Origin of the sequence: Micromonospora sp. CPCC 205546, from assembly GCF_036902715.1 — a bacterium.
GTDB lineage: Bacteria > Actinomycetota > Actinomycetes > Mycobacteriales > Micromonosporaceae > Micromonospora.
Map to the genome: position 1 here is coordinate 15,479 of NZ_JBAKHL010000006.1, position 15,414 is coordinate 30,892.

Here is a 15,414-nt window from a genome sequence, read left to right on the forward strand (position 1 = left end):
GCGGGCCGGGACGGGGCTTCGACGCGGGTGCCGTACGGCCTGCGGCGAGGGTGGTGAGGGGGGCGGTGGCCACCTCGTCGAGGCGGTGGTGGGTCGCGTCCAGTTGGGCGGCGAGGCGGCGGGCCAGGCCCAGGCGGACGGGGCCGCTCTCGCAGTCGACGACGACGCAGGGCGCGCCGGTGGCCGCGAGCACGCCCGCCGCGCGGGCCGCCCGGTCGAGCGGGCGCTCGCCGGCGGTGGCCCGACCGTCGGTGACGACCAGCACCAGGGGACGGCGGCGGGGGTCGCGCAGCCGCTCCAGCCGCAGCAGGTCGGCGGCGGCGAGCAGCCCCTCGGCCAGCGGGGTGCGCCCGCCGGTGGGCAGGTCCGCCAGCCGGACGGAGGCGGCGAGCACCGACGAGGTGGCCGGCAGCAGAAGCTGCGCGGCGGCGCCCCGGAAGGCGAGCACCGCGACCTTGTCCCGGCGCTGGTAGGCGTCGGTGAGCAGGGCGAGCACGGCGCCCTTGACGGCGGCCATCCGCTCCCGGGACCCCATCGAGCCGCTGGCGTCGACGACGAAGAGCACCAGGTTTCCCTCGCGTCCCTCGCGGACGGCCTCCCGGACGTCGTCCGGGCGTAGCCGCAGCGGGCCGGCGACCCGGCCACGGGCGGCCTGCTGCCCGGCGGCGGCCCGGATGGTCGCCGGCAGGTGCAGCACGCCGGGCCGCCCGGTCGGCACCCGCGCGCCGGTGGTCCGGCCACGTCCGGTGCGGGCCCGGGAGCGGCGGCCGGGGACGCCGTCGCCGACCCCGGGCGTGGTGAGCAGCCGGGCCTTGAGTCCCTGCCGGGGTACGGCCACGGCCTGCCCGCCACCGGGCCGGCCGTCCGCCGGCCGGGTCCGGCCGGGGGTGCCGTCGCCGCCCGGGTCGCCGTCGCCGGCGTCGGGCGGGCCGGTCGAGGCGTCGGTCGAGCGCCCGGTGGTGTCGTCGTCACCGCCGGCCCGCTCCGGCCACGTGCCCTCGCCGCCGTCCCGGCCGGTGTCGCCGTCGCGCCCGAGGTCCGGCGCGTCCCCGCCGGCCGGCGTTGTCCCGTCGGCGACGCCGGAGTCCGGGCCGCCGCCGGCCCCGGCCGGGCCACCGTACGGGCCACCGGGCCCTCGGCCACCGGGCCCGCCGCCGTCCGGGCCGGAGTCCGGGCCGTCGCCGGGACCGCCGGGGTCGTCGTCGGGGTCGTCGTCGCCGGCCCGGTCGAGCGCCTCGTCCAGGCGCTTCTCGTCGAGCCCGGGGGCATCGAACGGGTCCCGGCGACGCCGGTGCGGCAGGGCCAGCCGGGCGGCGACCCGCACGTCCTCCACCGTCACCGCGTCCCGGCCGTGCCAGGCGGCGTGCGCCAGCGCGGTACGGGCGGTGACGATGTCGGCGCGCATGCCGTCCACGTCGAACGCGGCACACACCTCGGCGATCCGGCGCAGCGCGGCATCGGGCAGCGACACGTGCGCCAGCCGCTGCCTGGCGGCGGCGACCCGGCGGGCGACCTGCGCGTCGGCGTCGGCCCAGCGGGCCGCGAACCCGGCCGGGTCGGCGTCGGCGGCGAGTCGCCGACGGACCACCTCGACGCGTACGGCCGGGTCGCGGCTCGCCCCGACCTCCACGGTCAGCCCGAACCGGTCCAGCAGCTGCGGACGCAGCTCCCCCTCCTCCGGGTTCATCGTGCCGACCAGCAGGAAGCGCGACGCGTGGCTGACCGAGACGCCCTCGCGCTCCACGTGGCAGCGGCCCATCGCGGCGGCGTCGAGAAGCAGGTCGACCAGGTGGTCGTGCAGCAGGTTGACCTCGTCGACGTAGAGCACCCCGCGGTGGGCGGCGGCGAGCAGGCCGGGCTCGAAGGCGCGTACGCCCTCGCCGAGCGCCTTCTCCAGGTCGAGCGAGCCGACCACCCGGTCCTCGGCCGCGCCGACCGGCAGTTCCACCAGCCGGGCGGGAGACCGCTCGGCGGGCGGGGCGGCCGGGTGCGGACCGTCCGGGCAGGACGGGTCGGGGGCGGCGGGATCGCAGGCGAAGCGGCAGCCGACGACCCGGTCGACCGGCGGCAGCAGTGCCGCCAGGGCGCGTACGGCCGTCGACTTGGCGGTGCCCTTCTCGCCGCGTACGAGCACCCCGCCGATCGCCGGGGAGACGGCGTTGAGCAGCAGGGCCAGCCGCATGTCGTCCATGCCCAGCACCGCGCTGAACGGGTAGGTGGTCACCGTGCCGCCTTCCGTTCGCGACTGCGGGGCTCGCAGGACCGGCTCACTCCTCGCGCTCACTGCCGCTCCTCCAGGTCGCCCTCGCTGGCCAGGTACGTCTCGCGGAGCCGGTCCAGGGTGGCCGGCTCGGGTTCGGCCCACAGGCCCCGGTCGGCCGCCTCCAGCAGCCGCTCGGTGATGCCGCGCAGCGCCCACGGGTTGGACCGCTCCAGGAACTCCCGGGTGGTGTCGTCGAAGACGTACGCGGCGGCCAGGTGCTCGTACATCCAGTCGTCCACCACGCCGGCGGTGGCGTCGTAGCCGAACAGGTAGTCGACGGTGGCGGCCAGCTCGAAGGCGCCCTTGTAGCCGTGCCGGCGCATCGCGGCGATCCACTTCGGGTTGACCACCCGGGCCCGGAACACCCGCCGGGTCTCCTCGCCGAGGGTGCGGGTGCGCACGTCGTGCGGCATCGCCGAGTCCCCCACGTACGCGGCCGGGGCGGCGCCGGTCAGGTGGCGGACCATCGCCACCATCCCGCCGTGGTACTGGAAGTAGTCGTCGGAGTCGACGATGTCGTGCTCGCGGGTGTCCTGGTTCTTCACGGCCACGGCGATCCGGGCGAAGGAGCGTTCCATGTCGGCGCGCGCCTCCCGCCCGTCCAGCCCCCGGCCGTAGGCGTAGCCGCCCCAGACGGCGTACACCTCGGCGAGGTCGGCGTCGCTGCGCCAGTTGCGGGCGTCGATCAGCGGCAGCAGCCCGGCACCGTACGCGCCCGGCTTCGAGCCGAAGACGCGGGCGGTGGCCCGCCGCTCGTCGCCGTGCTCGGCGAGGTCGGCGGCGACGTGCGCCCGCACGAAGTTCTCCTCGGCGGGCTCGTCGAGGGCGGCCACCAGCCGTACGGCGTCGTCGATGAGCGCGACCACGTGCGGGAAGGCGTCGCGGAAGAAGCCGGAGATACGCACGGTCACGTCGATGCGGGGCCGGCCCAGCTCCGCCGTCGGCACCACCTCGACGCCGGTGACCCGGCGGGACCGGTCGTCCCACGTCGGGCGGCAGCCGAGCAGGGCGAGCACCTCGGCGATGTCGTCGCCCTGGGTGCGCATGGCGCTGGTGCCCCAGACGGTGAGCCCCACCGAGCGCGGGTACTCCCCGGTGTCGGCGAGGTGCCGGGCGAGCAGCGAGTCGGCCAGGGCCACGCCGACGTCCCAGGCGTTGCGGCTCGGGACGGCCTTCGGGTCGACGGAGTAGAAGTTGCGGCCGGTGGGGAGCACGTTGACCAGCCCCCGGGTGGGCGAGCCGGACGGGCCGGGCGGCACGAACCGCCCGTCGAGCGCGCCCACCACCCGGTCGATCTCGTCGGTCGTACGGTCCAGCCGGGGCACCAGCTCGGTGGCGGCGAAGCGGAGCACCGCGGCGGCATCCGGCACGGCCCGCCCGGCCACCTCCTCGACCACCGCGTCGACCGCGTCGGCGTCCCAGCCGAGGGTCTCCATGCCGACGACCAGCCGACGGGCCAGGGCCTCGATCAGGTCGACCGCGTCGGCGGCGGTCACGCCCGGCCCGTCCACGGTCTCGGTCAGCGCCTCGGGCACGGTGAGCCGCCGGCCCGGCTCGGCGAGCAGCGCCTGCTCGTCCAGCCCGTACGCGCCGGCCAGCGCCTGCCGCAGGCCGGGCAGCGCGCGGGCGCCGCCCCAGACCTGCGGGGCGCGCAGCACGGCGAGCACGAGGTTGACCCGGGCCTCGCCGGTGGGCGCGGCGGCGAGCACGTGCAGGCCGTCGCGGATCTGCACGTCCTTGACCTCGCACAGGTAGCCGTCGAGGTGCAGCACGAAGTCGTCGAAGTCGTCGGCGTCGGGCATCCGCTCGGCGTGCAGGTCGTGGTGCAGCTCGGCGGCGCGTACCAGCTCCCAGATCTGGGCCCGCAGGGTCGGCACCTTGGCCGGGTCGAGGGCCTGCACGGTGGCGTACTCGTCGAGCAGCTGCTCCAGCTTCGCCAGCTCGCCGTACGTCTCGGCGCGGGCCATCGGCGGCACCAGGTGGTCGACGACCACGGCGTGCGCGCGCCGCTTGGCCTGCGTGCCCTCCCCGGGGTCGTTGACGATGAACGGGTAGACCAGCGGCAGGTCGCCGAGGACGGCGTCGGGGGCGCAGCCGGCGGCCAGCCCGAGGCCCTTGCCGGGCAGCCACTCCAGGGTGCCGTGCTTGCCCAGGTGCACCACGGCGTCCGCGCCGAACCCGCCGTCGTCCACGGGCGCGGCCAGCCAGCGGTACGCGGCCAGGTAGTGATGGCTGGGCGGCAGGTCCGGGTCGTGGTAGATCGCGATCGGGTTCTCCCCGAAGCCGCGTGGCGGCTGGATCAGCAGCACCACGTTGCCGAAGCGCAGCCCGGCGAGCACGATGTCGCCGCCGTCGGTGTAGAGCCCGCCGGGCGGCTCGCCCCAGTGGGCGAGCATCCGTTCCCGCAGCTCCGCCGGCACCTGCGCGAACCAGCGCCGGTACGTCTCGCCCGGCACCCGCGCCTCGGCGGCGCCGAGCTGTTCCTGGGTGAGCCACTCGACGTCGTGGCCGCCGGCGGCGATGAGGGCGTGGATGAGCGCGTCGCCGTCGTCGGGTGCCGGGGCGTCGCCGAGGTCGTAGCCGGCCTTCGCGAGGGCGGCGAGCAGCCGCACCGCCGAGGCGGGGGTGTCCAGGCCGACGGCGTTGCCGACCCGGGAGTGCTTCGTCGGGTAGGAGCTGAGCACCACGGCGAGCCGCTTGTCGGCCTGCGGCACGTGCCGCAGCCGGGCGTGCCGCACGGCGATGCCGGCCACCCGGGCGGCCCGCTCCGGGTCGGCCGCGTAGGTGGAGAGCCCGTCGGCGTCGATCTTCTTGAACGAGAACGGCACGGTGACGATCCGGCCGTCGAACTCGGGGATCGCCACCTGCATCGCGGCGTCCAGCGGGGAGAGCCCGGCGTCGCTGCCGGCCCACTGCTCCCGGGTGCTGGTCAGGCAGAGCGCCTGGATCACCGGCACGTCCAGGGCGGCGAGCGCGCCCACGTCCCAGGCGTCCTCGTCGCCTCCGCCGGAGGCGTCGGCGGCGACCGTGCCGCCGGCGGCGAGCACGGTGACCAGCAGGGCGTCGCAGCGGGCGAAGAGCCCGAGCGGCCCCGCGCCGGCGGTCAGGCCGCGCAGCGAGCCGCAGTAGATGGGCAGCGGGTCGCCGCCGGCCGCGTCGACCGCGTCGGCGAGGACGTCGACGAACCCGGTGTTCCCGGCCAGGGCGTGCGCCCGGTAGAAGACGATGCCGACGGTCGGCCGGTCCGGCCGCGCGGTTCGCTCCCCGTGGATGCCGTACGTCGGGGTGCGCGTGGGCGCGTCGAATCCCTCACCGGTGAGCAGCACCGTGTCGGAGAGGAACCGGGCGAGCTGGGCGAGGTTCTCCGGCCCGCCCTCGACCAGGTAGGTCAGGGCCTGGGTCGCCACCCCGGAGGCCACGGTGGAGGCCGCCATCAGCTCCGCGTCCGGCACGTTCTCGCCGCCGAGCACGACCGTCGGCACGCCGGAGGCCAGCACCGCGGCCAGCCCGTCCGGCCACGCCTGCCGGCCGCCGAGCAGGCGTACGACGGCGAGGTCGACGCCGTCGAGCAGGCCCGGCACGGCGTCAGCGGCGACGCGGGCGGGGTTCGCCAGCCGGTAGTCGGCGTCGCTGGCGCGGGCGGCCAGCAGGTCGGTGTCGGCGGTGGAGAGCAGCAGGATGCGCACGGACGGCTCCGGAGAGTGACGCCCGGGTCGACGCGGGGACGACCGGGCGATGCGGGGATGGGCGCGGTTCAGCGGGTACGACGCGCCGGTGGCCGGCTCACCGGCTCACCGGCGGGGTCGGGCGGCGCGGCGCTGGCGTCAGCGGCAGGCGGCGAGGGCGCGCCCGGGAGCGACCCGGCCGGTCACGGTGCGGGAGCGCCCGGGTGCCGGGCGACCGACGGCGGGCGCGGTTCGGGCCGTGGGGTGCGTGGCGGGCCGGCCGACCGGCGGTGCGGGGATGCGGCCGCCTGCGGAGCGGCCGCCGGGCGCGCAGCCGCCGTCACGGCCGGGCACGATGCGACGATGATCGTCGATGGGGGAGACGCGGTGCGTCATCGGGTCCTCCTCGGGTGTCCACGCCCTGGGGTCACTCCGACGGCCGAAGTATCCTGGCTCCCGGATCGACGCTCTCCCCCGGCCTTCCAACCGCGCACGCACGGTCGTGACTCACGAGGGGGGATCGCTCCCCGGTGACAGTGGCGGGACCGCGCCGGAATCGCACCGGCTTCCTTCACTGCCGTCAGGCCGCGAATGCTGCCACACCCCGGGCCGCCGGTCAACGCCACCCCACCCCGACCCACGACGCCTCGCATCGATCGACGAGGAACGATCAGGCCGTTCATTCGGGAACGCCTTTCACATTGTCGTCGGCCAATGTCATGTCCGGGCCGCCGAATACGGCGACGGTGGCCCCGGAACGCGCACGCGCCGGGCGTCCCGGCACGTGCGCGCACCCCGGCGCCCGCGCGCCGTTCCGCTCCCCAGCAGGCAGGCTACGGCGGCCGGGAACCGTCCCCGCCCGCCCGACGTGATGACGGGGACCTCGACCACGGTCGACGTCGGCTCACCGGTCGGCGAGCCCCGATTCGTAGCCCGCGGTGACCAGTTGCGCCCGGTCGGGGGCGGCCAGCTTCGTCAGCAACCGGCCGATGTGCGTCCTCACGGTGCCCCCGGCTGAGGTGCGGGTGCCGCTCGATCTCGGCGCTGGACATCCCCCGGGTGATCAACGTCAACACCTCCCGCTCCCGCCGGGTCACCCCGTCGACGCTGGGGTCCACCGCCGTGCTCGTGGCGCGGCTCGTCCGACTCGGGCGCCGCGAGCGCGCCTGACGGCGGGCGTCCTCCCCCTGTCAGGCCGGGTCACCCGACGCGGCGGGGCGGGACGCGACGTACCAGGCGGCGGTCGCGGCGACCGCCACCGTCGCGCTGAACAGGAAGGGTGCCCGCATGCCCAGGCCGGCGGCCAGCGCCCCGCCGGCGAGCGCCCCGAGCGCGGCGCAGCCGTAGGAGAGCATCCGGGAGGCGGCGACCACCCGACCGAGCAGGTCGCCGGGCACGAGGCGTTGCCGGACCGACAGCGCGGCCACGTTGAGGACCGCGAACGACGCGCTGGTGGTGACGACGACCGCCACCGCGGCGATCCGGTGCGGCGCGACGGCCAGGAGGGCCGGCGTCCCGGCCGTGACCGCCATCGACCAGGTCAGCACGGCACGGTGCCGGAGCCGGCCGATCAGCCGGTCGGCGACGAGGGAGCCGGCGAGCCCGCCGGCCGCGCCGGTCGCCAGCAGCAGGCCGAAGCCGAGCGCGCCGAGACCGAGGCTCTGCCGCGCGTACAGCACGAAGATCGCGAACCAGGCGCTGTCCGCGGCGGCGACCGCCGCGCCGACGACCACCAGCGTACGGAGCACGGGCTGCCGGGCCAGCCACCGCAGCCCGGCGAGCGCCCCGCGCCTGGCCGGGTCGACGGCGGCGCTCCTCCCGTCCCTGTCGGCGCCCGACCGTCCCGGGCCCGGGCCAGGGCGGGCCAGACTCAGCGGCAGGGACAGCACGAGCATGACGGCCAGCGCGAGCGAGGCGCCGTTGACGGCGAAGGGCAGCGCCGCGCCGACGACGAACAGCATCGCCCCGACCGGCGGACCGACGAACTCGTTGCCCACGATCTCACCCGCCACCAGCCGGCCGTTGGCTCGCTCCAGCTGCGCGTCGTCCACCAGTCGGGGGATCGCGGTCTGGGCGGCGGTGTCGCGCAGGGTCTCGCCGACACCGAGCAGGAAGGCGGCGGCGACCACGAGCGCCACCGAGGCCACGCCTGTCACCACGGCCACGGCCACCACCGCCAGCACCACGACGCGGCCGGCGTCGGCGGCGGCGATCAGCGCACGGGCCGCCCGACGGTCGGCCAGCGCGCCGGCCAGCAGGCCGGTGACCAGCCACGGCAGGAACTGCGCCGCGGCCACCGCGGCCACCGCCACCGGGTTGTCGCTCAGCGCGGCGGCGAGCAGTGGAAAGGCGGCCACCCGGATGCCGTCGCCCAGGTTGGCCAGCGCCGCGGCGGTCCAGAAGGTCCAGAAGGGACGGCCCAGCGACCGGGACCGATCAGCCATCGGGGCACCTTACCGCGCCGGGTCCGACGGAGCGGCCCCGTGACGCCCGGCGGGCCGCGGGCCGGAGTGCTCTCGGGCGGTACCGGTCGAGGGGGCGTGACGCCCCGGCAGGTCAGCGGGCATGACGCTTTGCCCGGTCAGCGGGCATGACGCCCCGGCAGGTCAGCGGGCGTGTGCCCGGCCGGTCAGCGGGCGTGGCGCTCCGGGTGGGCCCGGTTCCAGGCCCCGGCGGACCGCCGACCGGGCGGCGGCGCCCAGCGGACCGGCGGACGGACGGGGGTGGCGCCCAGCGCGTCGACGGGCGGCTGGCGCTCAGCGGGCCGGCGGACGGGTGGCCGGCACCAGGGCGAGGGTGGGCAGGAGCAGCAGCGGCACCACGAGCAGGGCGTGCAGCGTACCGACCCGGTCGCCGAGCAGACCGAGCAGCGGCGGACCGGCGAGGAAGGCGGTGTAGCCGATCACGGCGACCACACTGACCCGGGCCGGCGCCCGGTGCTCCTCGTCGGCCGCCGCGCTCATCCCGACCGGGAAGCCCAGCGACGCGCCGATCCCCCACAGCGCCACGCCGGCGATCGCCACCGGCCCGGAGCCGGCGAGCACCGCCACGCCCGCACCGAGCGTGGCGAGCAGGATCGTGCCGGACAGCACGGGCACCCGACCCCACCGGTCGAGCGCGACGGTGCCCACCGTGCGGCCCAGGGTCATGCCGACGACGAAGACGCCGAAGACGGCTGCGCCGGCCGCCTCGCTGAGGTCGTACCCGTCGATGAAGGCGACGGCCAGCCAGTCGTTGGCGCTGCCCTCGGCGAACGCCGCCACCAGCACCAGCAGCCCGATGAGCAGGGTGCGCGGCTCCCGCCAGGCGGCGAGCAGGTCGCGGCGCCGGTCGGCCGGGGCGGCCGACGCCGAGGAGGTGCCGCCCTCGGCCGCCGGCAGGAACGACCGGACGGCCAGCAGCGTGCCGAGCAGCACCACCACGGCCAGGGCGGCGAGGTGCGCGGCGACCGGCACGCCGAGGCGGGCGGAGCCGGCACCGAGCCCGGCGCCGGCCACGGAACCGAGGCTCCACGCCGCGTGGAAGCGGGGCATGACCGTACGTCCCAGCCGCCGCTCGACCACCGCGCCCTCGACGTTCATCGCCACGTCGCAGATGCCGGAGCCGTAGCCGAGGGCGCACAGCCCGACCGCGACCCCCGGCAGGGAGCCGGCCGGGGCGGCGACCCCGGCCACGGTCAGCCCGGCCGCGACGAGCGCGCTGCCGAGGGCCACCGTGCGGGCCGTGCCGAGGCGCTGCGCCACGAGCCCGGCGGTGGGCATCGCCAGCAGCGAGCCGACGGACATGGCGAGCAGGAGCAGCCCGAGCCGGCCCGCGCTGAGCCCGAGCGCGTCGCGGACGGCGGGCACCCGGGAGAACCAGGTGGCCACGGCCAGGCCGTTGAGCGCGAAGACCACGGCCACGGCGGTGCGGGCGGCCAGCACCACCCGGGGTACGGCCGGGGGCGGCGCGGTGGGCGGGGCGGCGGTGCGGCTCACGGTGGCGGTCCTCTCGCCTCGGGTGCTCTGCCGCCCGATCCCACACCCGAGAGCGCTCTCGGGACAACCCGGGTGCGCCCCTTGCCGTCGACGCTCCGGGACGGGATGATCCGGTCGACCGTCCACGCCACGAGGACCGGTCCCGGGGAGGACCGGGATGACGAGGACGCACCCGCCGTGCCGGTGGGACTGACCGTCGGGCTGGCGGGTAACCGCCTGCGCATGGCCGCCGACGACGAACAGCGGTGATCGACGTGGTCGAGCCCGCGCCCCCGCACCGGCAGCCGGAGGAGAGCCCCCGGCACGGCCGGCTCACCGCGCGTCCGGCGCCGCCGACCGCCCTGGCCGCCGCCGGGCCCGCGTCGCTGGCCGGCCCCGGGGGCGCCCCGCCGGCGCTGCTGTACGCCCCGGAACCGGTCGACGGTCCGCCGTACCGGCTGGTGCTGCTCCTGCACGGCGCCGGCGGCTCGGCCCGGCAGGGGCTGGACCTGCTGCTGCCCGTGGCCGACGCGCACCGGCTGCTGCTGGTGGCCCCGCAGTCGGTGGCGAGCAGTTGGGACCTGATCGGCGGCGAGGGCTTCGGGACCGACGTACGGCGCATCGACGACCTGCTCGCCACGGCCTTCGCCGGCTATCCCGTGGCGGGGGTCGCGTTCGGCGGGTTCTCCGACGGCGCCTCGTACGCCCTCTCCCTGGGCCTGACCAACGGCGACCTGGTCGACGCGGTGGTGGCCTTCTCCCCCGGCTTCGCCGCGCCGCTGGTCACCCGCGGCCGGCCCCGGCTATACGTCTCGCACGGCACGCGGGACCCCGTCCTGCCGGTCGACGTGTGCAGCCGCCGGCTGGTCCCCCGCCTGCGCGCCCTCGGCTACGACGTCACCTACGACGAGTTCCCGGGCCCCCACGAGATCCCGCCGCCCATCCGCACCCGCGCCACCACCTGGCTCACCACCTAACCCCCTCCCCGCCCCCGGCGATCATGCAGTTCCGGTGGCCGGTACGGGGCGGTCCGCGGCCTTTGCGGGGCACCACGACTGCATGATCGACCACGGGACGACGGCGGGGGTGCCGGGCGCGGCGCGAAGGTCCTCCGGAGTGCGGGTCGGGTCACGTCGATGGACGGTTCAAGCGGTGGCCGGTAGGGAAAGTGATCCCGGCGGGACGATGAGGGGCAGGGCTCGGCGGCTGCTTGCGACCCGGAAACCAGCGCGGTGACAGGGGGCCGGGACGTGGATTCGAAGCAGCGCGTCGGACCGGCGGGCGCCGGGACGGCCGTTGACGACCTCTTCTCCGGCGACGACCCGACCAGCGCCGCGCACCGGGTGACCGACTGGGCGGCCACCCCCCTGGGCCCGGTGGAGACCTGGCCACCGGAGCTGTGCGCGGCGGTGCGTACGGTGCTGCCGTCGAAGATCCCGATGCTGCTGTGGTGGGGCACCGAACTGGTGCAGATCTTCAACCACGCGTACACCCCGGTGCTCGGCGACAAGTACCCGGCCGCGGTCGGCCAGCCGGGAGCGCAGTGCTGGGCGGAGGTCTGGACCGAACTGGGCCCGCTCACCGACCAGGTGCTCGCCGGCCGGGGCGCCACCTACGCGGAGAACCAACTGCTCCTGCTCGACCGGCACGGCTACCTGGAGGAGACGTACTGGACCTTCTCCTACAGCCCGGTGCGCGCCGGGCACGGGCGGGTTCCCGGCGTCTTCGTGGCCACCACCGACGTCACCGCCCGGGTGCTGGGTGACCGGCGGCTGGAGACGCTGCGCGAGCTGGGTTCGATCTCCATCGCGGCGGCGGACACCACCCGCGACGCCGTCCGGGCGGCGGCCCGGGTGCTCACCGGCAGCCCGGCCGACCTGCCCGTCGCCATGATCTACCTGCGCCCGGAGGGGACGACGCCGGGTGACGACAGCTACCCGACCGGCCCCGGAGCGGGCGGTGACGCGTCATCCGACGCGGACGAGCTGGTGCTGGCCGCCTCGGTCGGCGTGGCCGACGACGCCGTCGCGAGCCCCGACTGGCTGACCCGCATCGCCGAGGTGGCGCGCACCGGCCGCCCCGCGCGGGTCCGGGGAGTGGCCCTGCCCGGCGACCCCCGCGCCGGGGCCGGGGCGGTCGTCGGGGTGCCGGTGGACGAGGTGGTGGTGCTGCCCCTGCTGGCGACCGGGCAGGCCCGGCCGGCCGGCGTGCTGGTCGCCGGCGTCAGCCCCTTCCGCGAACTGGACGAGGCGTACCGCGGCTTCCTCGACCTGGTGGCCAACCGGGTCTCGACGGCGCTGGGCGACGTGCTGGCGTACGAGGCGCAGCGGCGCCGGGCCGCGGCGCTGGCCGAACTGGACGCGGCGAAGACGGAGTTCTTCACCGACGTCAGCCACGAGCTGCGCACCCCGCTGACGCTGATCGCCGGTCCGGTGCGGGAGAGCCTCGCCGACCGGCGGGAACCGCTCCCGCCGGGCCAGCGCGAACGCCTGGAGCTGGTGCACCGCAACACCGGCCGGCTACGCAAGCTGGTCAACGACATGCTCGACTTCGCCCGGATGGAGAGCGGCCGGCTGGCGCCGGAGCGGGTGGAGACCGACCTGCCGGCGCTCACCACCGGCATCGCGGAGTCCTTCGCGTACGCCATGCGCCAGGCCGGGCTGGCCTACGAGGTCGACGTCGAGGCGCTGCCACGCACCGCGTACGTGGACCGCGACATGTGGGAGAAGGTGGTCGTCAACCTGCTCTCCAACGCCCTGAAGTACACCCTCACCGGCACGGTGCGGCTGCGGCTGGCGGGCGACGACGGGCGGGTGACGCTCAGCGTCGACGACACCGGCGTCGGCGTCCCGGCCGACCAGCAGCCGCTGCTGTTCCGCCGCTTCCACCGGGTACGCGGCGCCGGGGGCCGCTCGCACGAGGGCACCGGCATCGGGTTGGCGCTGGTGCAGGAGATGGTCCAGCGCCACGGCGGCGAGGTCAGCGTGCGCTCGGTCGAGGGCGAGGGCTCCACGTTCACCGTCCGCCTGCCGTACGGCCGGCCCACCGCCACGAGCAGGCACCGCGAGCGGGTCGACGAGCCGGCCCACGAGGCGTACGTCGCGGAGGCCCTGCGCTGGCTGCCGGAGGCCGCGCCCGCCCGCCCGGAGCGGGCGGACGACGACGCCCGGGACGTCGCGACGGTGCTGGTGGTGGACGACAACGCCGACCTGCGCGCCTTCCTGGCGAGCCTGCTGGCGCCGCAGCACCGGGTCGTCGTCGCGGCCGACGGCCGGGAGGCGCTCGACCGGATCGCCGAACGGATGCCGGACCTGGTGCTGACCGATGTGATGATGCCCCGCCTGGACGGCTTCGGGCTGGTCCGGGCGCTACGCGCCGACCGGCGTACGGCCGGGATGCCGATCATCGTGCTCTCCGCCCGCGCCGGCGAGGAGGCGGCGGTGGAGGGGCTGCGGACCGGGGCCGACGACTACCTGGCCAAGCCGTTCTCGTCCGAGGAGCTGCTGGCCCGGGTCGGCGCGCACCTGGAGCTGGCGCGGTTGCGCAACGAGGAGGCGACCTGGCGGGCGGCGCTGATCGAGTCGTTGCAGGACGCGTTCGCCGTGGTCGACGCCGAGGGGGCACTGATCGAGGCGAACGAGGCGTTCTGCCGCCTGATCGGCGCCGCCCGGCTGGCGGCGCCGGTCGCGCCGCCGCACCCGTGGTGGCCGGAGGCCGACGCGGCACCCGCCGACCGGCGGCTGCTGGTCGACCTGCTGTGTGCCGCGCGCGGCTCCGACCGGGGACGGGTCACCCTGCCGCTGCGGCACGCCGACGGGCACCGGATCTGGGCCGAGGCGGTCTACAACTCGCTGCGGGAACCGCGGACCGGCCGTCGCCTCTACGTCGCCACGCTGCGCGACGTGACCGCCGAGGTCCGGGCCGCCGCGCGGCAGTCCGCCCTGGCCGCGCTCTCCGGCCGGCTCGCCCGCGCCACCGACGTGGCCGAGGTGCTCGACGCCGGCCTGTCCGAGCTGTGCACCCTGCTGGACGGCACCCGCGGCCTGGCGGTCTGCGCCGACGCCGCCGGCACGCCGCTGGTGGTGACCCAGGGCCTGACGCTGACCGGGCGGGTGCAGCGGGCACTCGACGGGCTGCCCGCCGATGGTGATCCGCAGCTGGTCGTCGACGACGCGGGCCGGGTCACCGCGATCGGGGCGCGCGTCGAGCCGGGCGGGACCTCCGGCGGGGTGTGGCTGGAGCTGGAGCCGCCCCGGTCGGTGCCGACGGTGGACCGGCCGCTGGTGCGCCAGCTCTGCGCGGCGCTGGCCCAGGCGCTCGTGCGCGCGCGGGCCTTCGAGACCCAGCGGACGGTGGCCCTGGCCATGCAGCGGGCGATGCTCGGCCCGGTCGACCTGCCGGCCGGGTTCGCCACCCGCTACCAGCCGGCGGTGGCGCCCCTGGAGGTGGGCGGCGACTGGTACGACGTGGTCCAGCTCCCCGGCGACCTCGTCGGCGTGGTGGTGGGCGACGTGGTGGGGCGGGGCCTGCCCGCCGCCACCGTGATGGGTCAGCTGCGCAGCGCCTCGCGGGCCCTGCTCCTGCAGGCCAAGAGCCCCGCCGAGGTGCTCAGCGCGCTGGACGACTTCGCCCGCATGGTGCCCGGCGGCGCCTGCACCACCGTCTTCTGCGCCATCATCGACCGCTCGCTGGGCCTGCTGCGCTACTCGTCGGCCGGCCACCCGCCGGGCATCCTGGTGCACCCGGACGGCTCCGCCGAGTTGCTGACCCGCGCCGGTTCGGTGCCGCTGGCCAGCGTCACGGTGCCCGGCCGGCCGGAGGCCGGGGCCCGGCTGCGGCCCGGCTCGACGCTGCTGCTCTACACCGACGGGCTGATCGAGCGCCGCCGGGAACTGATCGACGCCGGCATCTCCCGGGCGGTCGCCGCGCTCACCCAGGGCCGCGAGCTGCCCGAGGGGGCGCTGGCCGACCGGATGGTCCGGGACCTGCTGCCCGACACCCGCAACGACGACGTGGCGGTGCTGGTCTACCGGCACCGCGAGCCGGCGGTCTTCGCCGCGACGCTGACCGCCGACCCGGGGCAGCTCAGGCCGACGCGGGAGGCGCTGCGGGAGTGGCTCACCGGCCTCGGCATCGGCGAGGCCGACGTCGACGCGGCGCTGATCGCGGCCGGCGAGGCGTGCGCCAACGCGATCGAGCACGGCTACCGGTTCGCCCCGGAGGCGTCCGTCACCGTCCGGGGGCGGCTGCGCGCCGACCGGCTGGAGATCGTGGTCGCCGACACCGGCGGGTGGCGGGAGGCGACCCCCGACGACAGCGAGCGCGGCCGGGGCCGGCTGATCATGACGCGGTTGATGGACGAGGCCAGCGTCGACGGCGATGTCGACGGCACGACCGTACGCCTGGCCAAGCGCGTCTCCGGCGCCTGACCGGGCCGTCCTGACGGCCGTTGCGATGACCGCCGGCCGCGGGTACCGGCGTCGGGTGGCCGACGACAGGGGCCCCCGGAAGGGTGAAGATCGGCTATAAG

General features: G+C 76.8%; 6 protein-coding genes, 1 pseudogene and 1 riboswitch. Of the genes and pseudogenes, 3 read left to right on the forward strand and 4 right to left on the reverse strand.

Annotation, left to right across the window (positions count from 1 at the left end; translation table 11 throughout):
* Positions 1-43: 43 nt before the first annotated feature.
* The 4 genes and pseudogenes from V6U77_RS04985 to V6U77_RS05000 all read right to left on the reverse strand — a co-directional run.
* Positions 44-2,284, reverse strand: a pseudogene (locus V6U77_RS04985) (VWA domain-containing protein); the annotation flags it as partial.
* Positions 2,281-5,949 (reverse strand): cobaltochelatase subunit CobN, encoded by a 3,669-nt coding sequence (cobN, locus tag V6U77_RS04990; RefSeq protein ID WP_334604977.1) that lies wholly within the window; start codon positions 5,947-5,949, stop codon positions 2,281-2,283. The gene cobN and the pseudogene V6U77_RS04985, both read right to left, overlap by 4 nt.
* A 421-nt stretch (positions 5,950-6,370) precedes the next feature.
* Positions 6,371-6,500, reverse strand: a riboswitch (cobalamin riboswitch).
* A gap of 618 nt (positions 6,501-7,118) precedes the next feature.
* Entirely contained in the window at positions 7,119-8,372 is a 1,254-nt protein-coding gene (locus V6U77_RS04995) for an MFS transporter (RefSeq protein WP_334604978.1), read from the reverse strand.
* 312 nt (positions 8,373-8,684) lie between these two features.
* Positions 8,685-9,905, reverse strand: coding sequence for an MFS transporter (locus V6U77_RS05000; protein WP_334604979.1), 1,221 nt, complete (start codon positions 9,903-9,905; stop codon positions 8,685-8,687).
* An 81-nt stretch (positions 9,906-9,986) separates the two neighbouring features.
* Here V6U77_RS05000 and V6U77_RS05005 point away from each other — a divergent pair, with 81 nt between their 5' ends.
* From V6U77_RS05005 to V6U77_RS05015, 3 genes are all read left to right on the forward strand, one after another.
* Positions 9,987-10,154, forward strand: coding sequence for a hypothetical protein (locus V6U77_RS05005; RefSeq protein ID WP_334604980.1), 168 nt, complete (start codon positions 9,987-9,989; stop codon positions 10,152-10,154).
* Positions 10,151-10,861, forward strand: a complete 711-nt coding sequence (locus tag V6U77_RS05010; protein WP_334604981.1) for an alpha/beta hydrolase — start codon at positions 10,151-10,153, stop codon at positions 10,859-10,861. Before V6U77_RS05005 ends, V6U77_RS05010 begins: the two co-directional genes overlap by 4 nt.
* A 273-nt stretch (positions 10,862-11,134) precedes the next feature.
* Positions 11,135-15,313 (forward strand): SpoIIE family protein phosphatase, encoded by a 4,179-nt coding sequence (locus V6U77_RS05015; RefSeq protein ID WP_334604982.1) that lies wholly within the window; start codon positions 11,135-11,137, stop codon positions 15,311-15,313.
* Positions 15,314-15,414: the final 101 nt, after the last annotated feature.

Coding starts and splice junctions, on each gene's coding strand:
- V6U77_RS04995 (WP_334604978.1), bottom strand. CDS start 8,372: ATGGCTGATCGGTCCCGGTCGCTGGGCCGTCCCTTCTGGACCTTCTGG.